Origin of the sequence: Nonomuraea maheshkhaliensis (genome assembly GCF_039529435.1) — a bacterium.
GTDB classification, from domain to species: Bacteria; Actinomycetota; Actinomycetes; order Streptosporangiales; family Streptosporangiaceae; genus Nonomuraea; species Nonomuraea maheshkhaliensis.
This window is the reverse complement of record NZ_BAAAMU010000029.1, coordinates 63,181-86,701: the sequence shown is the minus strand read 5'-3', so window position 1 is coordinate 86,701 and position 23,521 is coordinate 63,181. Positions and strand designations below refer to the sequence as shown.

Here is a 23,521-nt window from a genome sequence, read left to right as displayed (position 1 = left end):
CACCCCCCTTTGGAAGGATTTCTGTGCGTCTTCCGCGTTCTTTCTCCGGCTGGACCATGTGGGTCTTCGGCGTGCTCGCCTTCGCGCTCGGCCTGCTCGGCCTGATCTCACCCGGAACCCTGCTCGTCATGCTGGGCTTCGAGGTGCTCGACGTCAGGGCCGCCGGGGACTACACGCTGGTCTATATGGCCGCATCATCCATGGCGGCCGTCAACATGGGCGTCTACTACGTCTTCGCCGCGGCGGCCGACTACACGCCGTTCTTCCGCTGGACGGTGCCGTTCCGGCTCGTCACGTTCACCGTCTTCACCACGCTGGTGGTCACGGGCGCGGCGCCCGCCGAGTTCATCGGCGTCGGGCTCTGGGAGGGGCTAGGGGCGGTGATCACCGGCATCGCGCTCTGGCGCGAGGGCAAGCTGCTGCCCTCGCGCCAGGTGGCCGACGCCTAGCGCCGATTCGTACCGCGATTCGTAACGCCGCCTACTGGTGCTCGCCGCGGGCCACGAGACGGTCGCCGTCGGACGCGGTCTGCTCGCGCTCCAGCTTCCGCTCCAGGTCGCGCTTCTCCTCCTCCAGCTGGGCCACCCGGCTGGAGGTCTCGGCCCTGGCGCTGCGCAGCCGGCGGCGCTGCCTGGCGGTCCTGCGCGAACCCGAGCCCATCATCCACAGCCCCAGCAGCAGCACGGCCGCGGCGGCCGCCCCCGCCAGGAACATGCCCACGTGGTTGAACTCGAAGGTGTAGCCGAACAGGATGTACCTGGCGCTCTCTTCCGAGAGCACCAGGGCGAAGGCACCGCCGGCGAGCAGGATCAGGATCAGTCCCAATACGATCATCCAACTCACCCCTTGTCGTAAGAGGGGTCTCTCCTGCCCGTAGATCGACGGTCCATGCGCGAAAATGGCGCGCATGAGACCTGAGCAGGGGGAAGTGCTGCATTTCTCGGAAGACCCCACCATCGAACGGTTCGTCCCGCATGTGGCGCCGACCAGTGTCCGCAGCGAGCCCTACGTGTGGGCGGTCGGCCCGGAACGCTGCCCTGACTATTGGTTTCCGCGCGCCTGCCCGCGGGCGATGGCCTGGGTCGGCTCCCGCACCACCGAGGAGGACCGGGAGCGGATCATCGGCTCGGGGTGCGGCGAGCGGGTGCACGGCATCGAGTACGGCTGGCTGAAGGCGATCATGGACGTGCGGCTGTTCGCCTACCGCCTGCCCGCCGACACCTTCGCGCCCATCGGAGACCCGCCGCACGCGGTCGTCTCGACCGTCCCCGTTCGGCCGCTGGGCCCGCCCGAGCCCGTGCGGGACCTGTTCGAGCTGCACGAGGAGGCGGGGATCCAGCTCAGGGTGCTGGACAACCTGTGGCCGTTCTGGAACGAGGTGACGGCCAGCACCCTGGAGTTCAGCGGGATCAGGATGCGCAACGCGCGCCGGTGAGCGGGTTCAGGGTGCGGGACGCCCGCTGGTGAAGGGGATCAGACCGCGGAACGCTCCTCGATGAGGGCGAGCAGGCTCCGCGCGGACATCGAGGCGGGCGGCAGCTTCTCGCGGGCGACCCGGTTGGCCTCGCGCCTGAGCACCTCGTTGACCGGCGCCGGGACGCCGTGCTCGCGGCCGATGAGGACGATCTCGCCGTTGAGGTAGTCGGTCTCGATCGAGCCGCTGCCCCTGGCCAGGCTCTGCCAGGACGATCCGCCGGTGCGCTCCATGCCCTCGATGGGAAGGATGTCCACGTTGTGGCCGCGTACCTCGGCCTCGTCCTCGGGGGTGGCGTACGGGATGCCGGCGCTCTCCAGCACGTGCTTCGCCTCGGTCCTGGCCAGCCGGGCCACCTCGGTGCGTTCCGGCGCCTGGCCGATGAGCGCTTCGACGGCGTTGCCCAGATTGCTGAGCAGCTTGCCGTACTTCCAGCGCATCACCTCGGGCGAGCTGCGGGCCAGGAGGCCGTGCTTGCCGAGGTCGGTGACGATCTGCTCGCCGAGGTCGTCCACACCCTGTGGATAACGGCCGACGTGCAGCATCCCCGAGTACGGGTGCCCGGAGGCGGCGATGGCGCCGGGGTGCGGGATCTGGGCCGGCAGCCACACGCACATGCCGTAAACCCGCTCGAACCGCCGCAGCGCCATGCGCTCGTTGGCCACGCCGTTCTGGGCGCACACCACCGGCAGGTCGGAGGACCAGGGGGCCAGCGCGGCGATCGTGTCCTGCGACTTGGTCGCCAGGATCAGCACGTCGTCATCGCGGGTGGGCACGGGACCGTCGGCGGCGGGGACATGGAGGGTCTCGTCGGAATCGGGCGTGATCAGGCGCAGCCCCTCATGCTTGAGGGCCTCGTAGTGAGGCCCTCGCGCGATGAGCAGCACGTCATGCCCGCCCTGGTGAAGGCGGGCTCCGATCGTGCCCCCGACTGCTCCTGCTCCGATCACTATGTAACGCATTACCCGAGGATGTCACTCCTCACTTGCCGCGTGCCACCGGGGCCCTGCGCCGTCACCTGGCGGGTGTCGTCCGGACCTGGGGCTGTCACCTGGCGGATGTCGCCTGCGCCCGGTGCCGTCACTTGGCGAGGGCCACTTGGGCGGCCTGCGCCGTCACGGCGGTCCCGCGGGTGCGCTCGCGCCAGATCGTTCTGAGCACGCGCCAGCCGTCGCGCACCGCGTGCAGGTTGCTCACGCCGTGGATGCGGGAGCGCTCGTGGCTGGGGACCTCGCGGATGACCAGGCCGGCCTGGGCGGCGCGCACGTTCATCAGCGTCTCGATCTCGAAGCCGTCGCAGTCGAGGTCGAGCACGTCGAGGTGGCGGGCCCAGAAGGCGTTGTAGCCGTAGCAGAGGTCGGTGTAGCGGGTGCGGTAGAGGATGTTGGTGATCCCGGTGAGGACCTTGTTGCCGAGCGAGCGGATCGGACTGAGGTCGTCCGAGCCGCCACCAGGGGCGTACCTGGAGCCCTTGGCGAAGTCGGCGCCGTTGATGAGCGTGGCGACGAAGGAGCGGATCTCCCTGCCGTCGGTGGACCCGTCGGCGTCGATCATGACGATGATGTCGCCCCGGGCGGCCTGGAAGCCCTCGATGAGCGCGTTGCCCTTACCGCGCCTCGTCTGCACGACGACCCGGAGGTCGGGGCGCAGCCTGCGCGCCACGGCGATGGTGTCGTCGGTCGAGTTGCCGTCGACCAGGATCACCTCGTCGATCCAGTCGGGCAGCGTGGCGAAGACATGGGGAAGATTCTCGGCCTCGTTCATCGCGGGGACGATGACACTGACGCTGGCGGCGAAAGGCTGCTTGTTCATGTAAGTAAGGATCTCCCGAACGCATGCAGTCCGCTTGAAAGCGCCTTGCATAGATCACGTTAACCGGGAATCGGGAGGGATTTTCGCTTCTTCCATCCTGGAGAGGATCTCCGCAACGGTCTCCTCGACCTTTTGCCGGGAGGTGTCCAGCCATAGTCCAATGCGCGGGGTTTCCTCCCGCAGCACCGCGTCTAGCTGGGCGATCGTCCATCCGTTGCCGTAGCCGGTCTTGGCGCGGGCCTCCTCGCGGAGCTCCACGGCGGCGGGGTCGGGAACGAGGACGACCACATGCAGCGGCCGCGAATGGACCAACTTCGTAAACCGTTCCAAATCCGCTCCAATAATTACGTCTTGAACTATTGGTGTGAATCCGGCATCGAAATACATGTCCGCCACAGTGGCGGCAATTCGGTAGCGGAGCTGAAGCTGGAGCACCGACTCGGCCGAGTCCGCTGAGTCCGGCGTCATCTCGGCGCGCCCGTTGACCACCATCCGGCGGAACGTGTCGCCGCGCACGTGGGCCGAGCGCGGCAGCCGTTCGGCCAGCGCCTGCGCCACCGTGGACTTGCCGGCCGCCGAGACCCCCGTGATCAGGACGACACCGTTCACGCGCCCACCAGCTTGCGGACCCGGCCGGCGCCGACCGCCATGAGCAGCGTGGGCAGCCGGGGGCCCGTGTCGCGGCCGACGAGGAGCCGGTAGAGCAGGGCGAAGAAGGCGCGCTGGGCCGTCTTCAGCTCAGGGGTGGCCTTGGCGTCGGCGGGCAGCCCGGCCTGGAGCTTGGGCACGCCGTACACCAGCGCCGTCAGCCCCTCCAGCGTCCAGTCGTCGAGGCCGTCGGCGAGCAGCCGCAACCCCTCGCGCTCGCCGGCCCCGAGCGAGTCGAGCAGCTCCTGGTCGGGCGTTTCGCGGACGCGCGTGCGCTGGTCGGCGGGCACGTGGTCGTCCACCCAGCGCTGGGCGCGGTCGAGCCGGGGCCGGGCCGCGTCGAGTGATTCGACCCCGTCGAGATCGCTCAGGATGCGCAGCGTCTGCTCGGCGTGGCCGGTCGTGATGTCGGCCACGGAGGCGAGCGTGCGGTAGGCGACCGGGTGCGGGGTGGCGGGCAGCGGGCCGGCCGCGGCGTGCACCGCCCGGTTGTAGGCGGCCAGCTCGGCGGGCTGCGCCTGCCCGGCGGCGACCTTGCGGCCGAGGGCGTCCCACTCGTCGTAGAGCCGCTGGATCTCCTGGTCGAAGGCGATCTTGAAGGACTGGGCGGGCTTGCGGCGGGCGTACAGCCAGCGCAGCACCGGCGCCTCCATGATGGCCAGCGCGTCGGACGGGGTCGGCACGTCGCCCTTCGAGCTGCTCATCTTGGCCATGCCGGTGATGCCGACGAACGCGTACATGGGGCCGATCGGCTGCTGCCCGCCGAACACCTCGCCGACGATCTGCCCGCCGACGATCCACGCCGAGCCCGGCGAGTGGTGATCGACCCCGGACGGCTCGAAGATCACGCCCTCGTGGGCCCAGCGCATCGGCCAGTCGACCTTCCACACCAGCTTGCCGCGGTCGTGCTCGGCCAGGCGCACGGTCTCGCCGAAGCCGCACTCGCAGGTGTAGGCCAGCTCGGTCGTCTCGTCGTCGTAGGCGGTGACCGTGGTCAGGTCACGCTCGCACAGGTCGCAGTAGGGCTTGTACGGGAAGTAGTCCTCCGGCTCGGAAGCCTGCCCGGACGCTTGCTTGGTGCGGTAACGCGACAGCACGGCGTCGATCCTGGCCCGCTCCCGCACCGCGGTCAGGATCTGCTCCCGGTAGGCGCCGGAGGTGTACTGCTGGGTCTGGCTGATGCCGTGGACCTCGACGCCCAGCCCGGCCAGCGCCTCGATCATCGGCGACTTGAAGTGCTCGGCCCAGTTGGCGTGCGGGCTGCCGGGAGGCGCGGGCACCGAGGTCAGCGGCTTGCCGATGTGCTCGGCCCACGACGGGTCGATGCCCGCCGGCACGCGCCGGAAGCGGTCGTAGTCGTCCCACGACAGCAGGTGGACGCACTCGCGTCCGCGCCGCCTGATCTCGTCGGCGACCAGGTGAGGCGTCATGACCTCGCGCAGGTTGCCCAGGTGGATCGGGCCGGACGGGCTCAGCCCGGAGGCGCAGACGATCGGCCGGCCCGGGGCGCGGCGTTCGGCCTCGGCGATCACGTCGTCGGCGAACCTGGAGACCCAGTCGGTCTCGGCACTGTCCATCGCGCCATTCTTGCGGTTCCGCCGAGCACAAGCCAACGCGTCAGGCATCCCTCGGCTCCCCAGGCTCCCCCGGCTCCTGCGGCTCGACGCGCGGATCGGCGAAGACAGAGGCGACGTCGTCCGCGAGGTCGCGGCTCACCCGTCCGGCGGCCTCCTCGGTGACGCGCAGCACCTGGAGCCCGGGGGCGACCGCCACCAGCCCGTAGTCCGCGTCGGCGTCCTCCTCGGACAGGCCGAGCAGGCGCAGCGCGTCGGCGAGTGTGGCTTCCTGTGGCAGTCGCACCTGGATCATGGCCATGTCAGGCGGCGCGGGTCCGGTTCTGCCGGCCGAGGGCGGCCAGGACGGCGAGCGGGTCGATGACGCCGTACCCGTAGTCGTGGTCGAAGCCGACCGTGCTGCGGTCGTCGGCCGTGCGGTGCAGCAGCGTGCGCAGCTGCGAGGGCGACAGCTCGGCGGCGGACCTGCGCGTGCGCACGGCCGCGACCACCCCGGCGGCGACGGGGCAGGAGGCGGAGGTGCCGGTGTCGGCGTCCCCGACGGCCTGCGAGCCGGCGAAGTGCGTGTACGCGCACAGATCGGGCTTGCGGTCCGACAGCCGCCCAGGACCCTGCGAGGAGTAGCCGACCCGCTCGCCCCGCGTGTCGACGCCGCCCACCGACAGCACGCGCGGGTGGGAGTTGGCGCCCACGATCGTCCGGTCGGGGTAGCCGCAGCGCTGGTCGGGGCAGTCGCCGCCGCAGTTGCCCGCCGAGAACAGGATGTCGGCCCCCTCGCCCTCCAGGCTGCCGACGATCACGTTGAACGGGTGCGCCGGGTTGTCGGAGTAGTTGCCAGGATGGCCGGGCGGGAAGTCCATGCCGGGCGAGAACAGCCCCCAGCTGTTGCTGACGACCATAGACCTGGACTCGGCGGGCATGGCCCTGATGACGGAGCCGAGATGTGCATAAGCGGCCACGGCGTCGGACAGCAGGCCGTCCACCCCCGACCCGGGCTGCCTGCTGAGCAGGACCGGGATGTCGAGCAGGGTCGCCTTGGGCGCGGCGAGCAGCACGTCGAAGGCGCACATGGAGCCGTGGGAGACCGGGTGGCGGCCCGGGGTCTTGCGCACTCCCGGCGGGCTCCAGCTCCGGTCGGCGTCCAAGGTCACGTCGTGGCCGATGCGCGCGCCGACGTGGTCGGCGTTGACGCCGGTGTCGACGACCGCGACGCACACGCCCTCGCCGTCATGGCCGGCCGCCCACAGCTCGGACGCGTGCAGCAGCCGCCTGACCTCTTCCCAGTCGCCCACGGGCCCGTCGCCGCCGCAGGCCGGATGCGGCTGGATGGCGGGGTCGGCGAAGACGCCCGCGACCTCGCGTACGGAGGAGGACAGCAGCACGGACCGCGTGGACAGCTCGTCGTCGGGGATCTCGCCGCGCACGAGGACGGAGGCGTCTTCAGGCGCGTGCGAGAACCCCACCCGCTGGTGCAGCGACAGCGGCGCGCCGTGGGCGGGGACCGGCCGCGGCACCGGCACCGGTGTGTACGCCTCGTCGAGCAGGACGCCCGGCAGCTCGGTGACGACGTCGGCCACCGAACTGCGGACGCCTGGATCGATCACGGACGCGACGACGTCGGGAGCCGGGCGGAGCTGGATCAGTACGCGCATGGATTCCCCTAGGGATTGCAGTTACCGAGCGATTACGCAATGTAGTGATGCCCGGTCGTCCCGTGGGGATTCCTATGTGAAACGGGTATGTGAGTTTCCGTCGGCTGGGCGGAGGAGGTCCCCGCCGCCCAGCCGGCGAGAGCGTCAGGTCAGCGTGGCCGCGTGCGGGTCCCAATCGGCCGGCAGCGGCTCCGGCGCGGTCGTGGAGGAGGAGATCGCGCGAAACTCCGACCGCTCGCCCGACTCCGTGATGGCCGACATGAGCTCCAGCACGTGGTGGGCCAGCTCGCCCGAGGCGCGGTGGGGTGTGCCGGCCCTGATCGACCTGGCCATGTCGAGCACCCCGATGCCGCGCCCGGCCGTGGTCCCGGTCACCGGCAGCTCCCGCCAGTCGCTGTCGGTCAGCCCGCGGGCCAGCAGCGGGCCCTCGAACGTGTTGGGGTCGGGCAGCGACAGGGCGCCCTCGCTGCCGATGATCTCGATCATGCGGCGGTTGACGGCCGAGTCGAAGCTGAACGTGGCCGCCGCCGTCGCCGTGCCGGGGAAGTCCAGCAGGGCGTTGACGTGGGTGGGCACGTCGACGGGGAAGATCGTGCCCGCCTTGGGCCCCGATCCGACGCTCCGCTGGTCGCGGGCCCTGCGCGTGCCGGCCGCCACCCGCGCGACGGGGCCGAGCAGCGACACCAGGGCGGTCAGGTAGTACGGGCCCAGGTCGAACAGCGGCCCGGCGCCCGGCTGGTAGAAGAACTCGGGGTTCGGATGCCAGGACTCAGGCCCCATGCTCTGCGTGGCGGCCGTGACCGCCACCGGCGTGCCGATGAGGCCGGAGCGCAGGGCGTGCAGGGCCGACTGCAGCCCGGCGCCGAGGAAGGTGTCGGGGGCGCCGCCCACCCGAAGGCCACGGTCGGCGGCCTCGGCCATCACCTTGGCCGCCTCGTCCATGTTCATGGCCAGCGGCTTCTCGCCGTACACGTGCTTGCCGGAGCGCAGGCTCTCCAGCGCGACGGCCGCGTGCGCCGAGGGGACGGTGAGGTTGACCACGATCTCGACCTCGGCCAGCGAGAGCACCGCGCCGAGGGTGCCCGACACCGGCACGTCGTGCTCCCTGGCCACGGTGGCGGCCCGGTCGGTGTCGAGGTCCGCGACGGCGACCACGCGCACGTCGGGGAAGGAGTTGAGGTTGCGGAGGTACTGGCCGCTGATGACTCCGGCGCCGACCAGTGCGACGCCGACCGGGCCGTTGCTCAAGAGCGCTCCAAGGAGGTGAGGTAGGCGTGGCTGTCCGCGAGCGCGGTGAAGACGTCGGTCGCGCACTCGTCGAGCTCGACGACGCGCCAGGCGTCCGGCGCGGCGGCGAGGATCTCGGGCACGGGCATGACGCCCGCGCCCACCGCGGTGTGCGGCTCGCCCTTGACGACGGGGCCGTCCTTGACGTGCAGCGCGTCCACCCGGCCCGCCAGCCGGCCGAGCAGGGCGGGCACGTCGGCGCCGCCCACCGCCGCCCAGTAGGTGTCGATCTCCAGGAACACCTCGGGCGCCAGCAGGTCGGCCAGCACCTCGATGGCGTGCCGGCCCTCCACCAGCGGTTCGAGCTCCCACCAGTGATTGTGGTAGCCGATCCGCATCCCGGCGCCCACCGCCTGCTCGGCCAGGCCGTTGAGCAGGTCGGCGGTCCGCTGCAGGCCGTCGCGGGTGGTGAACTGCTCGGCCGCGATGCCGGCCGGGACGATCACCTGGTCGGTCCCGAGCGTGGCGACCGCCTCGAAGACCTCCGCCGGCTCCCGGTTGAGCAGCGCGGACGCGTGCGTGCCCGACACGGTGAGCCCCAGGTCGTCGGCGACCTGGCGGAAGCCCTTCGGGTCATTCGTGGGGTCGTAGGGCTCGACGGCCCGGTATCCGATCTCCGCGATCCGCCTCAGCACGGCATCGCGGTCGGCGGCCAGCGGTTCCCTGACGGTGTAGAGCTGGACACTGATCGGTCGAGTCATCCGCGTACCCCCATGAGGTGCTCAAGCGCGAGCTGGTTGAGGTGGGTGAAGTGGAAGCCGCGGGCGGCGGCCGCCTCGGGGTCGAAGTCGTCCTCGGCCAGGTCCTGCCAGGTCTCGCCGGCGGCGAGCGTGGACTGGCCCAGCTCGTCCACCCGCGAGGCGCTGATGGCCTGCTGGACCTCGGGGTCGGCGCGGAAGGCGCGCGCCTTCTCCTTCAGGATCAGATACGTGCGCATGTTCGCCGCCGCCGAGACCCACACGTCGTCGGCGTCCTCGGTGCGCAGGGGCTTGTAGTCGAAGTGACGGGGGCCGTCGTAGCCGCCGTTCTCCAGCAGGTCGACCAGGAAGAAGGCGCTCTTCAGGTCGCCGTGGCCGAAGACGAGGTCCTGGTCGTACTTCGGGCCGTGCTGGCCGTTGAGGTCGATGTGGAACAGCTTGCCGTGCCACAGCGCCTGGGCGATGCCGTGCACGAAGTTGAGCCCGGCCATCTGCTCGTGGCCGACCTCGGGGTTGAGGCCCACCATCTCAGGGTGCTCCAGGTCGTTGATCAGCGCCAGTGCGTGGCCGATCGTGGGCAGCAGGATGTCGCCGCGGGGCTCGTTCGGCTTGGGCTCCAGGGCGAAGCGGATGTCGTAGCCCTTGTCGATCACGTACTGGCAGAGGAGGTCCAGGCCCTCCTTGTAGCGGTCGAAGGCGGCCTTGACGTCCTTGGCCGCGTCCGACTCCGCGCCCTCGCGCCCGCCCCAGCAGACGTACGTGCGCGCGCCCAGCGAGGCGGCCAGGTCGAGGTTGCGCATGACCTTGCGCAGCGCGTACCGGCGGACGTCGCGGTCGTTGCTGGTGAAGGCGCCGTCCTTGAAGACGGGGTGGGTGAACAGGTTCGTGGTGGCCATCGGGACCTTCATGCCGGTCTCGTCGAGGGCCTTTCTGAAGGCGGCGATGGCCTTGTCGCGGTCGGGCTCGACGGCGAGCAGGTCGTCGTCGTGGAAGGTGACGCCGTACGCGCCCAGCTCGGCCAGGCGGTGCACGCTCTCGACCGGGTCGAGCGCCGGGCGGGAGGCGTCGCCGAACGGGTCGCGCGCCTGCCAGCCGACCGTCCATAGGCCGAAGGTGAAGCGGTCATCAGGGGTGGGTGTGAAGGTGGACATTGTTGTGCGGCTCCTTGTTTAGTCCATAATCTGTACATAATCCTGAGGAGGTGACCGGGGTGTCGTCAAGAGGGGTCCGGCATGATTCCATGCGCGCCCGTAACCTGGCCGTAGTCCTCGCGACCATTCACCGATCAGGACCGCACACCCGTGCCGAGCTGGCTGAGCGGACCGGGCTGACCAAGACGACCGTGTCCAGCCTGGTCGCCGACCTCATCGAGGCAGGGGCGGTGAGCGAGAGCGGCGCGGTGCAGAAGGGCGAGCGGGGCCGGCCGGGCATGGCGGTGAGCCTCAGCGGGCACCGCGTGGCCGCGCTGGGGCTGGAGATCAACATCGACTACCTGGCCGCGTGCGTCGTCGACCTCACCCGTACCGTACGGCTGCGCCGGACCCGGCCCGCCGACAACCGCAACTCCGACCCCGCCGCGATCCTGGAGGGGCTGCGCGTCCTGGCCAAGGAGATCACGGCCGAGGCCGAGGCGGCCGGGCTGCGGGTGATCGGCGCCGCGCTCGCCGTGCCCGGCACGGTCGAGGGCGGGATGCTGCGCAGCGCGCCCCACCTGGGCTGGCGCGACGTGCGCGTGGACGGCCTGGTGGAGCTGCCCGTCACGATCGACAACGAGGCCAACCTGGCGGCGCTCGGCGAGCTGTGGTTCGGCTCACGCGAGAGCGACTTCCTCTACGTGTCGGGCGAGATCGGCATCGGCGCCGGTCTGGTGGTGGACGGGGCCGTGTTCAGGGGCACGTTCGGGCTGGCGGGCGAGCTCGGGCACGTGGTCGTCGTACCGGACGGGCCCGCGTGCCGGTGCGGGGGGCGGGGCTGCCTGGAGGTGTACGCCGGCCAGGACACCCTGCTGGGCGAGCTCGGCTCGGTCGGCGAGCTGGTCACGCGGCTGGAGTCGGGCGACCCCGGGGCCGCGCGGACCTGCGAGCGGGCCGGGCACGCGCTCGGCGTGGCGCTCACCTCGGCCGTGCACCTGCTGGACCCCGGCCGGATCGTGCTCGGCGGGATCTACGCGCCGCTCTACCGCTGGCTGGAGGGGCCGGTCTCCGATGGGCTGGGCGCCAGGCTGGCGCAGATGCGCGGCACGCCGCCCGCCCTCGTCGTCTCCAGGACCGGCCCGGACGCCGCCGTGCTGGGGGCGGCCGGGTCGGTCATCCAGAGCGTCATCGCCGACCCGGCCCAGCTGCTCGGGCTGTGAGCGCTTCTGTCAGGGCCTGGTGCCGGCTGGGTGAGGCCGGATTTGTCAGGACTTGGTGCTGAGGGCGAAGACCTTCAGGTTGGGCGTCGCGGGGCTGGTGAACGAGACCGCCTCGCGGGCCGGATCCGCCGGCACGGAGACCCGCCAGATCGACACCTTCCGGCCGTCGGCCGTGCCGTCGACGTTGTGGCGCGTGCCGGCCGTGAGCGCCGCCGTCTCCCCGAAGCGGGCCGACGTGGCGGCCCAGTCCGTCACCTTCAGCGGGGCCGTGGAGGTCGTGCCGTCCGCGTACGTGATCGTCAGCTCGGTCTGCTGGTCACCGTTCACGGCCGTGACCAGCAGGTCGAGCGCCTGGTAGCGGCCCTTGGACAGGTAGGTGCGCTGGCCGCGCAGGCTGTGGAAGTTGCCCGCCGTGCCCTTGGTGTCGGGGATCACGAACCCGTCGTGCGCGCCGGGGGCCGGCAACTGCTCGGCGGGGAAGCTCCAGCCCTTGCCGTCCAGGTTGCCCTGCGCCTTGGCGTCGGCGGTGGCGACGCCGTCCACGTCGTACTGGAGCCGCTGGGCGCAGGCCGCGCCGACCGGCTCGCACGGCCCCGGCAGGTTCGGGATCGCGTCCCGCGCGGCAGGTACGTGATCGACCGGCAGGTCGGCCGCGGCCGTGGCCCACGACGTCTCCGGGGTCGTGCCCAGGTTGACGACCATCTCGCCGCCCCGGTTGAGCAGCGACTCCGGCAGCCATGAGCGCGTGTATGTCCGTCCGTTCACCTTCACGTCCTGGACGTAGATCGCGTCCGCGGACGCTTGCGGCGCGCTCACCGTGATCGTGCGCCCGTTGCCCCGGTTGATCCACGCCTTCGGGAACATGGGGCTGGACAGCAGCATCTCCGCCCGGCTGGGCACCTGGGGATACATGCCGAGCGCGGCGAAGACGTACCAGGCGGACATGGTGCCGAGGTCGTCGTTGCCTGGCAGGCCGCTGGGGCCCGTCTTGTAGACCAGCGCGGCCATCGCCCGTACCGTCTCCTGCGTCTGCCACGGCCGGCCGAGCGCGTTGTAGAGCCACGGGACGTGGATGCCCGGCTCGTTCGTGGGGTCGTAGCGGAAGCCGTCGCCGCCGATCGCCCACGAGCCGTCGGCGCGGTGGAAGAACGCGTCCAGCCGCTCGGCCGCCCGCTCCTTGCCGCCCATCGCCGCGGCCAGGCCCGACACGTCGTGCTGCACCATCCACGTGTAGGTCGCGCTCGTGCCCTGCGCGAAGCCTGCGTCGGAGGTGGGCGAGAACGGCCACTGCCAGCCGCCGTCCGACCTGCGCGCCTGCTGGTAGCCGCCCTCCACGCCAGCCTGCGGGTTGAAGGTGTTACGCCACCAGCTCGCCCGCGGCAGCAGCGCGGCCCGCTCGTCGCCGCGCCCGATGCGCCCGGCCCAGTCGGCGAGCGCGAAGTCGGCCGTCGCGTCCTCCAGCGTCTCCGCCGCGCCGCCCCAGCAGTGGCAGGTGTCCTGCGGGGCGTAGTGCAGGCGCAGGTACTCGGCCAGGTTCGGCCGCTGGCCCTCGCACTGCCCAGGGCACCCCTTGTCGGACAGACCGGACTCGTGCGGGACGGTCGCCTGCCGGTAGAGGGAGTCGAAGGCCCCCTTCACGTCGAAGTTGCGCACGCCGAGCGCGTGGAAACCGGCCAGTGCGGGCGCGGACGGGTCGCCGGTCATGACGTGGGTGGGGCCGTTGACGTGCACCCACCGGTCCCAGACACCGCCGTTCTGCCGGGCCAGGTTGAACAGGGACTGGGCGTAGTCGCCGGCGATGTCCGGTTCGAGCAGGGCCAGGAGCTGGGTGTGGGCGCGGTATTGGTCCCAGCCGGAGAAGTTGCCGTACTGCGCCCGCTGGCCGCGCGCCGGCCGGTGCACCTTCCCGTCGCTGCCGAGGTAGGTGCCCGCCACGTCGCTGGAGACGTTCGGCTGCAGGTAGGAGTGGTACATCGCGGTGTAGAACGTGGTCAGCAGGTCCGCCGAACCGCCCGCCACCTCGACCGAGCGCAGCCGGTCGTTCCAGGTGCGGGTGGCCCTGGCCGCCACCGAGGCGACGTCGTCGTGCCGCGACACCTCCTCCGCCAGGTTCCGCCTGGCCGCGTCGAGGCTGGTGTAGGAGATGCCGACCTTCATGCGTACGTCGGCGTCGGAGGCGGTGTCGAAGCTGACGTACCCGCCGGAGCCCCTGCCCGCGCGGTCGGCGCCGGTCGCGTACCCCTCGCCGCCGCTCGCCGTGGTCGCCCCGGGCTTCAGCTCGCCGTTCACCCACGTGCCCGTGCCGGAGAAGGCGCGGTCGAACGTGGCGGCGAAGTGCAGGCGGTAGTAGCTCTTGCGGTTGTTCACGCCGCCGTTGGCGCGCCGGCCGCAGAACGCGCCCGTCAGGACGGAGCCGGTGACCGTACGCCGGGCCGGGTCGATGGTGATCTCGGCGTCCTCGCTGCCGTTCAGCGAGTTCGACACCCGGAACAGCAGGCTGGCCGGTGCCCCCTTCGGAAAGGTGAACTCGCCCACGCCCGCGCGGGTGGTCACCGCCAGGTCGGTCTTGACGCCGGAGTCCAGCTTGACGGTGTAGCGGCCGGGGCTCGCGCTCTCACGGTCGTGGCCGAAGCCGCTGGCGTAGACCGCGTCCTTGGTGTCCGACGTCGGCGACGAGGTGACCTCGCCCGCGAACGGCATGATCGGCACGTCCCCGGCCGCACCTGGATGGCAGCCGGCGCCGTTGACATGGGTCAGCGCGAACCCGCGCACCCGTGGCGTGTTGTAGGCGTAACCGTTGGCGCCGGCGGCGTTGGTCTGGTCGCCGGCCGTGTTGGTGGGACTCCACGAGATCATCCCGAACGGCATGACGGCACCCGGGTAGGTGTTGCCGCCACCCGCCGAGCCGATCAGCGGATCGACGTGGCGTACGGGATCTTTGACCTTCGCGGTGCCATCGGCCTGGTGGAGGGTGGGAGCGGCGGCTGCGGGCACGGCGAGACCGGCGGCGAGAAGCGCGCCGGCCATCGCGGTGGCGAGCCACGAGCGGGGAGAGAACACCTCGTGATCACACTGCTCCACATCAACCGGACGATGAACGCCCCAGTAAGCAGGGAAAAATCTTCACCCCGCACGCCCCGGTCTCGCACCACTCACTTCGCGCCACCGTTGTCGTGCGGCGTCGCGGGATCCCGCCGGGCCGGGCTGGGTCAGTTGTCCAGGTCGAGGCCGGGTGGGCATGCGGCGGGCCGGAAGGAGCCGTCGGCCTGGCGGATCTCGCACTGCGCCGGGCCGCCGCCGCTGCTGCCGCTGCCCGTCGTGACGTCCGTGACGCCGGAGAAGGCCGAGAAGAAGGCCAGGCCGATGCCGAGCGCGATGACCCCGGCGACGATCCCGCCGTAACCGGCGGCCGTGTCGGCGGGCATGGCGCTGGTCGGGTCCTGCGGGTCGTAGAGGACCTCGGTCGCGTTGCCGACGCCCAGGTCGGAGGCGGTGGACGCCTCGGTGGTGATCTCCCGCCCGTCCACGGTGGTGAAGGTCAGGACCGGCCGGTGCGTGGCCTTCAGGCCCTCACCCCGCCCGGAGAACGTGGTCCGTACGTCACTCACGACGCCCGGCACCCGCAGCGCCCGCTGCGCGAACCGCTGGAAGCCGATCAGCCCTTTGACCGACACCCCGATGACCACGATGCCGAATGCCACGAACAGGAGCGGAAAGTACTCGAACACGCCTTGCACCGCGGACCCCCCTTGAGTCGTCCTGTTCTTTTAGAGGCTCATGGGGCCACAGAGGTTTGCTTCACACGCCGACTTTTCCGCCCGTCATACGTGTTGATCAGCGGATACGGCCTGCCGCTCCAGCCAGGCGACGATGCTGCGCGCGTACACGTCGACGTTCGTCAGCGGGCGGCCGTCGAGCACCCCGACGAGATGCCCGACACCGATCGAAGCGTCATAGATCCGGGCCCGCCGGTAGGTCTCGGGGTCCACGGCCGCCTTGACGTTGTCCCAGCCGTGCCAGGCCATCAGGGCGGCGTCGATCGCCGGGTCGAACAGGTGGGCCTGATCCCAGTCCAAAACCCCGATCAGGCGGCCGTCGGAGCTCCAGTGCACGTTGGCGCCACCCAGATCGCCATGAACCAGCACATCCGGTGCGGGCTCCAGATCCCGCGCCGCTTCGAGCCCCCGGCGGCACTCGTCCCGCCACCGCTCGGGCAACAGCGGCACCACCTCGTCGAGCAGCCCCTCAGCCCATCCCGCCGCCCTCGGTGCGTGCAGCAGCCCACGCAACCGCGGAGTGACGGGGGCCTCCCGCACCGCGCGCAGCAACGTCCCGATCTCGCCCGGATCGCCCTGCCCCTCGGGCAACTCCGCGCCCTCGATCCACGACACGGCGACCGCCGCCCGCTCGCCGAACCAGGTCACCGGCGTGAGCGGCTCCGGCACCGCGAACGGCAGCCCGGCCCTGGCGACCTCCCGCAGGACCTCCACGCGGCGGGACATCTCCCGCGCCGACGACGGCCGCCTGCTCACCCGTACGGCCGCGGTGCCGGGAACGAGCACGACGTGATGCAGGTTGCCGCCGCCGACACGAGCATTCGCCAGGGAATGTCCGGGCAGGAGCGTGGCGGCGATCTCCAGCAGTTCGCCGGGGGCGGGATCAGCGGTCATGTCCTCACGTACATCCAGGTCGAGGCATCCAGGTCGAGGCATCCAGGTCGGGGGCTTCCGGGCGGTTTCGACGTCGCGGCCGAGGCCGGCACCGGATCGTTAGGGTGTCACGGCCGGGGCCGGCACGCGGGCCGGAAGCAGGATGTCATGCTCGCATGGATCCCGCACACGTCGCTCGCCTGGCGTCGCCTCGCGAGCGGGGAGGCGTCGTAGTGTGGCGCACATGCTCGATCTTCCCTCAGATGCGGAAGCGGCGCGGCTTCTGGAGCGCCTGGGCGTCTCGTCCCGGGATCGGGACGAGACGCTGGCGGCGAGGCCCGGCAGCCGGCGCAGCGGGCGCCCACCGCGTCAGCCGGCCCCCAGGAGCACCCGGAGCTGTGGCGGAGCCTGGAGCGGTACCACCGGGACCTGACCTCGCACCTGGGCGCGGCGCTTCCGGCCGACGGATATCGCGCTTTACCGGCTTTCCCCGCCGACGCCGGCCCGGTGGCCCTGCATCTTTACGTCTGGCTTTATCTCGCCGTTCTGCCGCGCACGCTGCGCTATCACGCCGAGCGCGGCACCGACCGCCTAACGTCCTGGGAGACGCTGTCCACGCTCGGGCCCATGATGGCCGAGCACCGATCCGTGCACGGCGTCGGTGGGGTCGGCCGATTCGACCAGTGGTGCCCGCCGCTGAAATTCCGGGGCACCGAATACAAGCTCGGCCGTCTGGAGTACGACCGCGGCTGCGGCGAACGCCCGGACGGCACGACCGGATCCGTCCTGCACCTGCACATACCGTCCGGCACGCCGCTGTCCCCGGATTCGTGCGACGAATCGTTCGACCTGGCGCGGGCGTTCTTCGAGCGCCATTTCCCCGACGAGCCCGTTTCCCACTTCACCTGCCATTCCTGGTTGCTCGACCCGCGACTCACCGAATATCTCCCCGAGCGGTCGAACATCGTGCGATTCCTGCGCCGCTTCACCTTGAAGCCGCCGACGTCAGGCGCTGCGGATCTCGCGGACGGCGACCTGCTGGAGTACCTCTTCAGTAGGCCGAGCCGGCAAGAGCCGGTCACCGAAAGCCGGCTCGCGGATCTGCCCCAGGAGACATCCCCGCAGCGGGCGTACGTGGCCCACCTCCGCTCCGGACGCAACTGGCTGGCACGCACCGGCTGGATCCCGTACCGGACGGCTCGCTGACGCCGATCGATGGGCTACAGTCGTCCGCCATGGCCGAATCCTCCTCCTACCTGACCACGACCGCGGACGCGTACGACGCCGTCGCCCAGCTCTACGCCGACCTCGTCCGGGACTCGCTCGACCGACTCCCCATGGACCGCGCGATCGTCTCCGCGTTCGCCGAGCTCGTCCGGGCAGGAGGACCCCGTCCCGTCGTCGAGGCCGGCTGCGGGCCCGGGTACATGACGGCGCACCTACGGGACCTCGGCCTGGACGCCTTCGGCATCGACGTGTCTCCCGCGCTGCTCGACATCGCCCGCAAGGACTATCCCGGCCTGCGTTTCGAGCTCGGCTCGATGGCCGCCATCGACGTGGCGGACGGCGAGCTGGGCGGCCTGCTTTCCTGGTACTCCGCCATCCACGTCCCGCCGCCGGAGCTGCCGTCGTACTTCGCCGAGTTCCGCCGCGTGCTGGCCCCCGGCGGTCACCTGCTGCTCGGGTTCTTCGAGTCCGAGGGCGGGCCGGTGGAGGAGTTCGACCACAAGGTCACGACGGCCTACCGGTGGCCGATCGACGAGCTGGCCGAAATGGCGCGTAAGGAGGAGTTCGTCGAGGTGGGGCGGATGTTGCGCGAGCCGCTGGAGGACGAACGTTTCCGCCGCGGCAACCTGCTGATGCGCAGGCCGGCCACCGGCTGACTCGTCTCCCGCAGCCCCGCGGCGGCGTCGCACTAGGATCGCGTTCCATGTCTTCGGCTGGTTTATGGCGGATCATCAGGTATGGAGCGGTAGGTCTCGCTCTCGCGGCGGCGGTCGCGGGGCTCCTTCTCGGTGACGAATGGCTCTGGCTGGCCGTCGAATGGTCGCCGCCGAGCGGTGTGTGGCTCTACACCGACGCGGGACTCGACACCCCGACGACGGTGACACTGATCGTGGCCGCCGCGGTGAAGGCCGCGCTCCTGTGGCTGATCCTGCGCACCCCCAGGCAGGGAACGCTGGACCGCCGGGCGAAGGCGCTGCGCGCGCTGCTGTACCTGATGGTGGCCAACGCCCTCGTGCTGTGGATGCCGATCGGGCTGCTGCCCGACGTGGTGGACGCGGTGTTCTCCCTCGTCCTGTGGGCCGCTGTCTACGTGCTCTACCTGCTCGTCATCCGCTGGCGGTCTTCCGGGTTGCGTGCGGCGGCCGGAGTGGTGTTCGCGGTCGATCTGGCACTGACGGCCAACGGCGTCCTCGACCGGCTGGACCTGCCGGAGTTCGGTCCGAGCGCCCTCCTCGTGGTGAGCCCGGTGGTGGCGACCGTCCTCACGGTCGTCGGGCAATGGCGCGACGGCCGGTGGAGCCGCGGCACGCTGGTCCTGGGGTGGTCGTCGATGGGCTTGTACGCGCTCATTTTCCCGTTCGACTGGCTCGTGGACGAGATCTTCCCCGACGGCACGGCGGCGACGACGGTCGTCTGGAACACGATCGCGCTCGTCACCACCGTGTGGTACGCGGCGACCGCCCGTGAACTGGCCGCCGAGAGCCGCCCGGCGGCCGGCCCCTCGCCCGCGCGGCGGCGGCTGAACCGCGTTCTCGTGGCGGCGGTGACCGTACTGCCGCTCACCGTGCTGATCCAGCCGGAGCGGACCGCGCACCTCACGTACAGCGGCGGGTCGAGCGACTGTTACCACCGGCCGGCCTTCGGCGACCTGGAACCGGAGGAACGCGACGCCGTGTTCCTCTGCCGGGCGCGCAGCACGGAGGGCGGGGTTGCGCCCATGTTCCCGGACACCATGTCGGACCAGGCGATCCTCGCGTACGGGCGGGTGTTGTGCCGGACGGAGGACCGCGACGAGCAGCAGGAGATCCTGGCCCGCGCCGGGAGCGTGCGGTCCACCTGGGGCGTGGACGCGTGGGACCTCGTCTACGTCTGCCCGGAGACCGTCGGCGCGACCCGCCCCGACCTGCTGCGCTCGACCGCGGAGACGCAGGTGGACCACGCCGATTACATCGCCGAGGCGAACGCGAGGTGCCGCGACCCGTGGCCGCGGACGAAGGGCGTCGTCCAGGCCACGGCAAACTACTTCCTGTTCGTGGACGGCGACCCCGGCTATCTGGTCTACGACCCTGAGCTCGAACAGGCGGCGGAGGAGGCGACGGACAGGAGCTACGACGACAGCACCGGGATCGGGGTGGCCGGCACCGCGGCGCTCGTCGGGCACGTCGCGGACGTCTCCGACGTCTGCCTCACGGTGAAGGCGTTCCGCGCCGCGCCGCCGCCGCGGACGGCGGGATGGGATCAGGTCAGCGAGGTGCCGCTCATCAGCCGCAGCGGCCGGCTCAGCGTGCCGGAGATGGACGGGGGAGAGGTGGGCGCGGGCGCTCCGATGCCGAACCTGGCGATCAAGGGCAAGGGCCGTTACCGGCTCCGCGTCTACATCCGGGCGAATGACGCGGAGGAGGAGCATCTGGTCGTCGTGTTCCCGGGCGCGTCGAGGAAGAAGCTCAAGCTGAAGTCGTGAACGGCCGCACCTGGCCTTCTTCATGTCGAACCCTTGCTGGTGTCCGGCAGTGGCGGCAGCTTCCCCGGCGGCGCAGGGCGTAGGCGTACGCGGCGAGGCCGAGGCCCGCGCCCCAGAAGATCCACAGCATCCCGGGAGCGTTGAGGCCCCACGATTCGCCCAGGCCGGCGTCGAAGCTCATGCGGAGGTTCATGAAGCCGGCGGGGATCGCGGCGAGCGCCACGAGGGTCGCCGGGACGACGGCGAGCGCGGGCGGCACCCGTCGGCCCGCCCTGAACCAGATCCAGCGTGGATAGATCTCGCCCCAAGGCCGGATCAGCCCCTGGGTCAGGACGGCGCCGCCGATCGAGGCGAGCGCGCAGCCGAGACCCACCTCCAGCATGCCGGGTGTCTCGCGCATCATGCGGAGGAAGTCGTCGGTGATGCCGAGCGGGATGCCGGCGTACCAGGCGATCCTGGTGATCTCGTACGGGACCGGCGCGGCGCAGGCCACGTACACGGCCCACCGGCCCCAGCGGCGCGCCGCCTCAGGAGTGGTCCAGCGCGCGATGGTCGCCTCGCCCCGGCCGCAGTGCGCGCAGACCTGCCTGGTGCGCCGCTGGTAGGCGAGGGTGGTCAGGGCCCACAGGACGCCGATGACGAAGAGGATGATCAGGTTCGTCCGGTGCCAGTACAGGATGTCCCCGATGCCCTCCTGTGGTCCGGGAACGCCGGTGAAGGCGAACACCAGCAGCAGGGGTGAGAAGGCGATCACCGCAAGCAACGAGAAGTCCGGAATTATCAGGACAAGCAGCCCGGCCAGGCCCCACCCGAAGCCGAGCAGCGCCCTGCGCACCCCGTTTCGTCCCCACCGCCGAGTCATCGCCAGCGCCGCGACCGCACCGATCAGCCCGACCACGGCCATGACCGGCGCGACGGCCCCGGCCTGGCTGCCCTCAAGGATCGACCCCGACGCGCGGTCGTCCTCGACGGGCGCGAACGGGAAACCACCGCCGCCCATCGCCCAGAACACCCCCAGCGCTCCGTAGAGTGCCGAACCTCCTGCCGCGGCATACCCCGACCACACCGGCCAGTACGCCGACCAGCGAAACCATCGCCTCATCACGTCCACCACCTCCTCGGCCCAGCATCGAGGAGCCCGAGGTCACGGGCCGAGGTGCCGAACGGCACATCCTGGGCGTGGACCCGCGCGCAAGATGTGCCGTTCGGCACTGGCGGCGTGCCGAGCCCGCCTGGCTAAGCTCGAAACATGCCCCCAGGAAGCAGCCCGACCGTGCGGTGGCGTGCGCGGGCCGGCCTGGTCGCGATCGTCGTCGTGACCCTGACCGGGCTCGCGGCCGCGCCCGCGTTCGGCGCGCCGGCCACCGTGCCGGTGGCGTTGACGACCGCCGCCGTCATCAGGGTGCTGTCCGATCGCCGCCGGATCGCGCTCATCACGGGTGCGGCAGGCGTCGTGTCCCTGGCCGCGACCGCCGGCGTCGTGTGGTTCGGTGCGGTGGGCCGGCCTGCTGCGAGCGGGTGGTTGTTCGTCGAGTCCGCCGGGCTGCTGATCCTGGTCCTGCTGACGGTACGGGTCGCGCCCGTCCGCCCGGCGATCGTCTCCGCGGGGCTGGCCGGGGTTGCCGTGCCGGACCTGTTGGTACGGGTTGGTGCAGGGACGTCGGATCCGGCGGCGCTGGCGGGTTTCGCCGTGTGGGCGTTGTTCGCGGTGCTCGCGGCCACGGTCGGGCTCTACCTACGGTCGCTGGACGATCTCCGGGCGCGTTCGGTACGGGTGGCCCGGCAGGAGCAGCGTCTCCAGCTTGCCCGTGACCTGCACGACTTCGTCGCTCACGACGTCAGCGAGATGCTCGCCCAGGCTCAGGCCGGTCAGATCGTCGCCAGGAACGATCCGGAGGAGGCGGTGGCGACGTTCGGGCGGATCGAGCAGGCCGCCTTGCACGCGCTGGGGTCGATGGACAGAACCGTACGGATGCTGCACGACCCCGACTCGGACTCCGACCCCGATCTCGGACTCGATCCGGACACCGATGCTGACGCCGATGCCGACTCCGGCTCTGGCCTGGGCGACGCGGTTGGGCAGGCGGTGCCGAGCCTCGCCGACCTCGCGGAACTGGCCGAGAGGTTCACGTCCTCGGGCACCGCCACGGTCCACCTCGACCTTGACGAGGCTCTCCATGAGCAGGGGACGGCCGATCGGGTGCCCCGGGACGTGGCCGCGACGGCGTACCGAGTCGTCGTCGAATCGTTGACGAACGTGCGCCGCCACGCGCGGGCGGCGAGCCGGGTAGAGGTGAGCGTCCGCCGCATCCGAGACGACGCCCGGCCCGCCCTTGAAGTCACCGTCACCGACAACGCCCGCACCGGCACGCCACCCCACGCGGCCACACCCGGCGCGGCCACATCCGACTCGACCGCGGCCGGCTACGCGGACATGACCGGCGCGGACATGACCAGCGCGGACATGACCGGGGCCGACCTGGTCGGCGGCGGCGGGCGTGGCGGCCTCGGCCTGGCCGGTCTGACCGAACGCGTCGAAGCGCTCGGCGGCACCCTGACCGCCGGCCCCCACACCCCGGGCAGCGGCTGGCGCGTCACCACCACGCTGCCCCTGGCCCCCGCACCAGCGAACCTGCGCCCCACCCGAGCCGGCACATGACCACCGAGCCCGATGACCTCCCTGGTCAGCGCATAACCAGCGGCGAGCCCGATCACCCCACGGATCAACGGACGACCAGCAACCCGACGAACAACCCGACCAAGGGTGTGACCAAGGGCCCGACCCGCATCCTTCTCGCGGACGACCAGGAGAACATCCGCCACGCCTTCCGCATCATCCTCGACAGCCAACCCGACATGACCGTCATCGCCGAGGCCGCCACCGGCACCGCCGCCGTGGAGCAGGCCCGTCACCTACGCCCGGACGTCGTGCTCGCCGACATCCGCATGCCCGGCCTCGACGGGCTCGAAGTCACCCGCCTGCTCGCCGGCCCCAACGTCCCCGACCCCATCCGCGTCGTGGTCGTCACCACGTTCGACCTCGACGAGTACGTGCACACCGCACTACGCAACGGCGCCTGCGGATTCCTGCTCAAACGCTCGGGCCCGGCCCTGCTGACCGAAGCCGTCCGCGCCGCGATGTCCGGCGACACCCTGATCAGCCCGCAGGTCACCGTACGGCTCCTGCGCCATCTCACCACGCCGCCACCCCGACCGGCCCGTACGGGGACGGCCCGCCTCACCGACCGCGAACTGCAGATCACCCGGCTGGTAGCCCGCGGTCACACCAACGCCGAGATCGCCACCATCCTGTTCATCTCACCCGGCACCGTGAAAAACCACATCGCCGGCATCCAGAACAAGCTCGGCACCCGCAACCGCGTCGACATCGCCGCATGGGCATGGGAAAGCGGCATCATAACCCCATGATCACGGATCCGGCCAAGCGACGGTGCTGATCGGCCTCGCGGTCGGCCACGACGTGGGCCGCCGGAATCTCGTCCCCGGCTACGACCGGCCCACCCACGCCCCGCGGTACCGGAACCCGAAAATCGTCCTGGACGACCTCCTTGAGCTCTTCGCCGAACACAATGTCGAGGGGGAAATGTCCGGCGAATGCCCGCACGGCAACCCTGGCCATCCGAGAAGCTCATAGGGGAGTATCACTGCACAGGACCCCGCGTCCG

General features: G+C 71.1%; 23 protein-coding genes and 1 pseudogene. 9 read left to right on the top strand and 15 right to left on the bottom strand.

The window, feature by feature from the left end:
- Positions 1-23 precede the first annotated feature (23 nt).
- A complete protein-coding gene (locus ABFX54_RS21325; RefSeq protein WP_346107304.1) occupies positions 24-449 on the top strand; it encodes a hypothetical protein in 426 nt (141 codons plus the stop codon).
- A gap of 31 nt (positions 450-480) precedes the next feature.
- Here the strand turns inward: ABFX54_RS21325 and ABFX54_RS21320 are convergent, their stop codons facing one another.
- On the bottom strand, positions 481-834 hold the full coding sequence (locus ABFX54_RS21320) for a hypothetical protein (protein ID WP_346107302.1): 354 nt from the start codon (positions 832-834) through the stop codon (positions 481-483).
- 73 nt (positions 835-907) lie between these two features.
- Here ABFX54_RS21320 and ABFX54_RS21315 point away from each other — a divergent pair, with 73 nt between their 5' ends.
- Complete coding sequence (locus ABFX54_RS21315) at positions 908-1,435, top strand: DUF6886 family protein (RefSeq protein ID WP_346107300.1); 528 nt, start codon at positions 908-910, stop codon at positions 1,433-1,435.
- A gap of 38 nt (positions 1,436-1,473) precedes the next feature.
- On the opposite strand, the gene ABFX54_RS21310 is transcribed toward ABFX54_RS21315, so the two are convergent.
- The 9 genes from ABFX54_RS21310 to xylA all read right to left on the bottom strand — a co-directional run bounded on the left by ABFX54_RS21310 (position 1,474) and on the right by xylA (position 10,296).
- Entirely contained in the window at positions 1,474-2,436 is a 963-nt protein-coding gene (locus tag ABFX54_RS21310; protein WP_346107298.1) for a ketopantoate reductase family protein, read from the bottom strand.
- A 118-nt stretch (positions 2,437-2,554) separates the two neighbouring features.
- A complete protein-coding gene (locus ABFX54_RS21305; protein WP_346107296.1) occupies positions 2,555-3,286 on the bottom strand; it encodes a glycosyltransferase family 2 protein in 732 nt (243 codons plus the stop codon).
- Between the two features lie 54 nt (positions 3,287-3,340).
- Positions 3,341-3,895, bottom strand: a complete 555-nt coding sequence (locus ABFX54_RS21300; protein ID WP_346107294.1) for an AAA family ATPase — start codon at positions 3,893-3,895, stop codon at positions 3,341-3,343.
- The gene (gene lysS / locus ABFX54_RS21295) at positions 3,892-5,511 is read right to left on the bottom strand and encodes a lysine--tRNA ligase (protein WP_346107293.1); all 1,620 of its coding nucleotides are present in this window, start codon (positions 5,509-5,511) and stop codon (positions 3,892-3,894) included. The genes ABFX54_RS21300 and lysS overlap by 4 nt, the downstream gene beginning before the upstream one ends.
- Before the next feature lie 40 nt (positions 5,512-5,551).
- Entirely contained in the window at positions 5,552-5,803 is a 252-nt protein-coding gene (locus tag ABFX54_RS21290; protein WP_428834544.1) for a hypothetical protein, read from the bottom strand.
- Positions 5,804-5,810: 7 nt separating this feature from the next.
- On the bottom strand, positions 5,811-7,160 hold the full coding sequence (locus ABFX54_RS21285) for a S8 family serine peptidase (RefSeq protein WP_346107289.1): 1,350 nt from the start codon (positions 7,158-7,160) through the stop codon (positions 5,811-5,813).
- A gap of 144 nt (positions 7,161-7,304) precedes the next feature.
- Complete coding sequence (locus ABFX54_RS21280) at positions 7,305-8,408, bottom strand: Gfo/Idh/MocA family protein (protein ID WP_346107287.1); 1,104 nt, start codon at positions 8,406-8,408, stop codon at positions 7,305-7,307.
- Positions 8,405-9,148 (bottom strand): sugar phosphate isomerase/epimerase family protein, encoded by a 744-nt coding sequence (locus ABFX54_RS21275; protein WP_346107285.1) that lies wholly within the window; start codon positions 9,146-9,148, stop codon positions 8,405-8,407. Before ABFX54_RS21275 ends, ABFX54_RS21280 begins: the two co-directional genes overlap by 4 nt.
- On the bottom strand, positions 9,145-10,296 hold the full coding sequence (gene xylA / locus ABFX54_RS21270) for a xylose isomerase (protein WP_346107283.1): 1,152 nt from the start codon (positions 10,294-10,296) through the stop codon (positions 9,145-9,147). Before xylA ends, ABFX54_RS21275 begins: the two co-directional genes overlap by 4 nt.
- 89 nt (positions 10,297-10,385) lie before the next feature.
- Here xylA and ABFX54_RS21265 point away from each other — a divergent pair, with 89 nt between their 5' ends.
- Positions 10,386-11,498, top strand: a complete 1,113-nt coding sequence (locus ABFX54_RS21265; protein ID WP_346107282.1) for an ROK family protein — start codon at positions 10,386-10,388, stop codon at positions 11,496-11,498.
- Between the two features lie 45 nt (positions 11,499-11,543).
- Here ABFX54_RS21265 and ABFX54_RS21260 read toward each other — a convergent pair whose 3' ends face one another.
- From ABFX54_RS21260 to ABFX54_RS21250, 3 genes are all read right to left on the bottom strand, one after another.
- Positions 11,544-14,558 carry a GH92 family glycosyl hydrolase gene (locus tag ABFX54_RS21260; RefSeq protein ID WP_346107280.1) on the bottom strand — a complete coding sequence of 1,005 codons (3,015 nt, stop codon included), beginning with the start codon at positions 14,556-14,558 and terminating at the stop codon, positions 11,544-11,546.
- Between the two features lie 149 nt (positions 14,559-14,707).
- Positions 14,708-15,226 (bottom strand): DUF3592 domain-containing protein, encoded by a 519-nt coding sequence (locus tag ABFX54_RS21255; RefSeq protein ID WP_346107278.1) that lies wholly within the window; start codon positions 15,224-15,226, stop codon positions 14,708-14,710.
- 93 nt (positions 15,227-15,319) lie between these two features.
- Positions 15,320-16,168 carry a phosphotransferase family protein gene (locus ABFX54_RS21250; protein WP_346107276.1) on the bottom strand — a complete coding sequence of 283 codons (849 nt, stop codon included), beginning with the start codon at positions 16,166-16,168 and terminating at the stop codon, positions 15,320-15,322.
- Positions 16,169-16,531: 363 nt separating this feature from the next.
- Here ABFX54_RS21250 and ABFX54_RS21245 point away from each other — a divergent pair.
- From ABFX54_RS21245 to ABFX54_RS21230, 4 genes and pseudogenes are all read left to right on the top strand, one after another.
- Positions 16,532-16,834: pseudogene (locus ABFX54_RS21245) on the top strand (acyltransferase domain-containing protein); the annotation flags it as partial.
- A 9-nt stretch (positions 16,835-16,843) separates the two neighbouring features.
- Positions 16,844-17,353 (top strand): hypothetical protein, encoded by a 510-nt coding sequence (locus ABFX54_RS21240; RefSeq protein WP_346107328.1) that lies wholly within the window; start codon positions 16,844-16,846, stop codon positions 17,351-17,353.
- 29 nt (positions 17,354-17,382) lie between these two features.
- Positions 17,383-18,030: a class I SAM-dependent methyltransferase gene (locus ABFX54_RS21235; RefSeq protein ID WP_346107274.1), complete on the top strand. Its 648-nt coding sequence runs from the start codon at positions 17,383-17,385 to the stop codon at positions 18,028-18,030.
- Positions 18,031-18,077: 47 nt separating this feature from the next.
- The gene (locus ABFX54_RS21230; protein ID WP_346107272.1) at positions 18,078-19,835 is read left to right on the top strand and encodes a hypothetical protein; all 1,758 of its coding nucleotides are present in this window, start codon (positions 18,078-18,080) and stop codon (positions 19,833-19,835) included.
- Here ABFX54_RS21230 and ABFX54_RS21225 read toward each other — a convergent pair.
- Complete coding sequence (locus ABFX54_RS21225; protein ID WP_346107270.1) at positions 19,819-20,937, bottom strand: hypothetical protein; 1,119 nt, start codon at positions 20,935-20,937, stop codon at positions 19,819-19,821. The genes ABFX54_RS21230 and ABFX54_RS21225 overlap by 17 nt on opposite strands.
- A 147-nt stretch (positions 20,938-21,084) precedes the next feature.
- Here ABFX54_RS21225 and ABFX54_RS21220 point away from each other — a divergent pair, with 147 nt between their 5' ends.
- Together ABFX54_RS21220 and ABFX54_RS21215 are read left to right on the top strand one after the other, a co-directional pair.
- The gene (locus ABFX54_RS21220) at positions 21,085-22,494 is read left to right on the top strand and encodes a sensor histidine kinase (protein ID WP_346107268.1); all 1,410 of its coding nucleotides are present in this window, start codon (positions 21,085-21,087) and stop codon (positions 22,492-22,494) included.
- Complete coding sequence (locus ABFX54_RS21215) at positions 22,491-23,264, top strand: response regulator (RefSeq protein ID WP_346107266.1); 774 nt, start codon at positions 22,491-22,493, stop codon at positions 23,262-23,264. The genes ABFX54_RS21220 and ABFX54_RS21215 overlap by 4 nt, the downstream gene beginning before the upstream one ends.
- Here the strand turns inward: ABFX54_RS21215 and ABFX54_RS21210 are convergent.
- Positions 23,251-23,475 carry a hypothetical protein gene (locus tag ABFX54_RS21210; protein WP_346107264.1) on the bottom strand — a complete coding sequence of 75 codons (225 nt, stop codon included), beginning with the start codon at positions 23,473-23,475 and terminating at the stop codon, positions 23,251-23,253. The genes ABFX54_RS21215 and ABFX54_RS21210 overlap by 14 nt on opposite strands.
- Between the last annotated feature and the right edge of the window lie 46 nt (positions 23,476-23,521).

Coding starts and splice junctions, on each gene's coding strand:
- ABFX54_RS21215 (WP_346107266.1), top strand. CDS start 22,491: ATGACCACCGAGCCCGATGACCTCCCTGGTCAGCGCATAACCAGCGGC.
- ABFX54_RS21290 (WP_428834544.1), bottom strand. CDS start 5,803: ATGATCCAGGTGCGACTGCCACAGGAAGCCACACTCGCCGACGCGCTG.
- lysS (WP_346107293.1), bottom strand. CDS start 5,511: ATGGACAGTGCCGAGACCGACTGGGTCTCCAGGTTCGCCGACGACGTG.
- ABFX54_RS21285 (WP_346107289.1), bottom strand. CDS start 7,160: ATGCGCGTACTGATCCAGCTCCGCCCGGCTCCCGACGTCGTCGCGTCC.
- ABFX54_RS21305 (WP_346107296.1), bottom strand. CDS start 3,286: ATGAACAAGCAGCCTTTCGCCGCCAGCGTCAGTGTCATCGTCCCCGCG.
- ABFX54_RS21320 (WP_346107302.1), bottom strand. CDS start 834: ATGATCGTATTGGGACTGATCCTGATCCTGCTCGCCGGCGGTGCCTTC.
- ABFX54_RS21250 (WP_346107276.1), bottom strand. CDS start 16,168: ATGACCGCTGATCCCGCCCCCGGCGAACTGCTGGAGATCGCCGCCACG.
- ABFX54_RS21265 (WP_346107282.1), top strand. CDS start 10,386: ATGCGCGCCCGTAACCTGGCCGTAGTCCTCGCGACCATTCACCGATCA.
- ABFX54_RS21210 (WP_346107264.1), bottom strand. CDS start 23,475: ATGGCCAGGGTTGCCGTGCGGGCATTCGCCGGACATTTCCCCCTCGAC.
- ABFX54_RS21275 (WP_346107285.1), bottom strand. CDS start 9,148: ATGACTCGACCGATCAGTGTCCAGCTCTACACCGTCAGGGAACCGCTG.
- ABFX54_RS21230 (WP_346107272.1), top strand. CDS start 18,078: ATGTCTTCGGCTGGTTTATGGCGGATCATCAGGTATGGAGCGGTAGGT.
- xylA (WP_346107283.1), bottom strand. CDS start 10,296: ATGTCCACCTTCACACCCACCCCTGATGACCGCTTCACCTTCGGCCTA.
- ABFX54_RS21235 (WP_346107274.1), top strand. CDS start 17,383: ATGGCCGAATCCTCCTCCTACCTGACCACGACCGCGGACGCGTACGAC.
- ABFX54_RS21310 (WP_346107298.1), bottom strand. CDS start 2,436: ATGCGTTACATAGTGATCGGAGCAGGAGCAGTCGGGGGCACGATCGGA.
- ABFX54_RS21315 (WP_346107300.1), top strand. CDS start 908: ATGAGACCTGAGCAGGGGGAAGTGCTGCATTTCTCGGAAGACCCCACC.
- ABFX54_RS21220 (WP_346107268.1), top strand. CDS start 21,085: ATGCCCCCAGGAAGCAGCCCGACCGTGCGGTGGCGTGCGCGGGCCGGC.
- ABFX54_RS21225 (WP_346107270.1), bottom strand. CDS start 20,937: ATGAGGCGATGGTTTCGCTGGTCGGCGTACTGGCCGGTGTGGTCGGGG.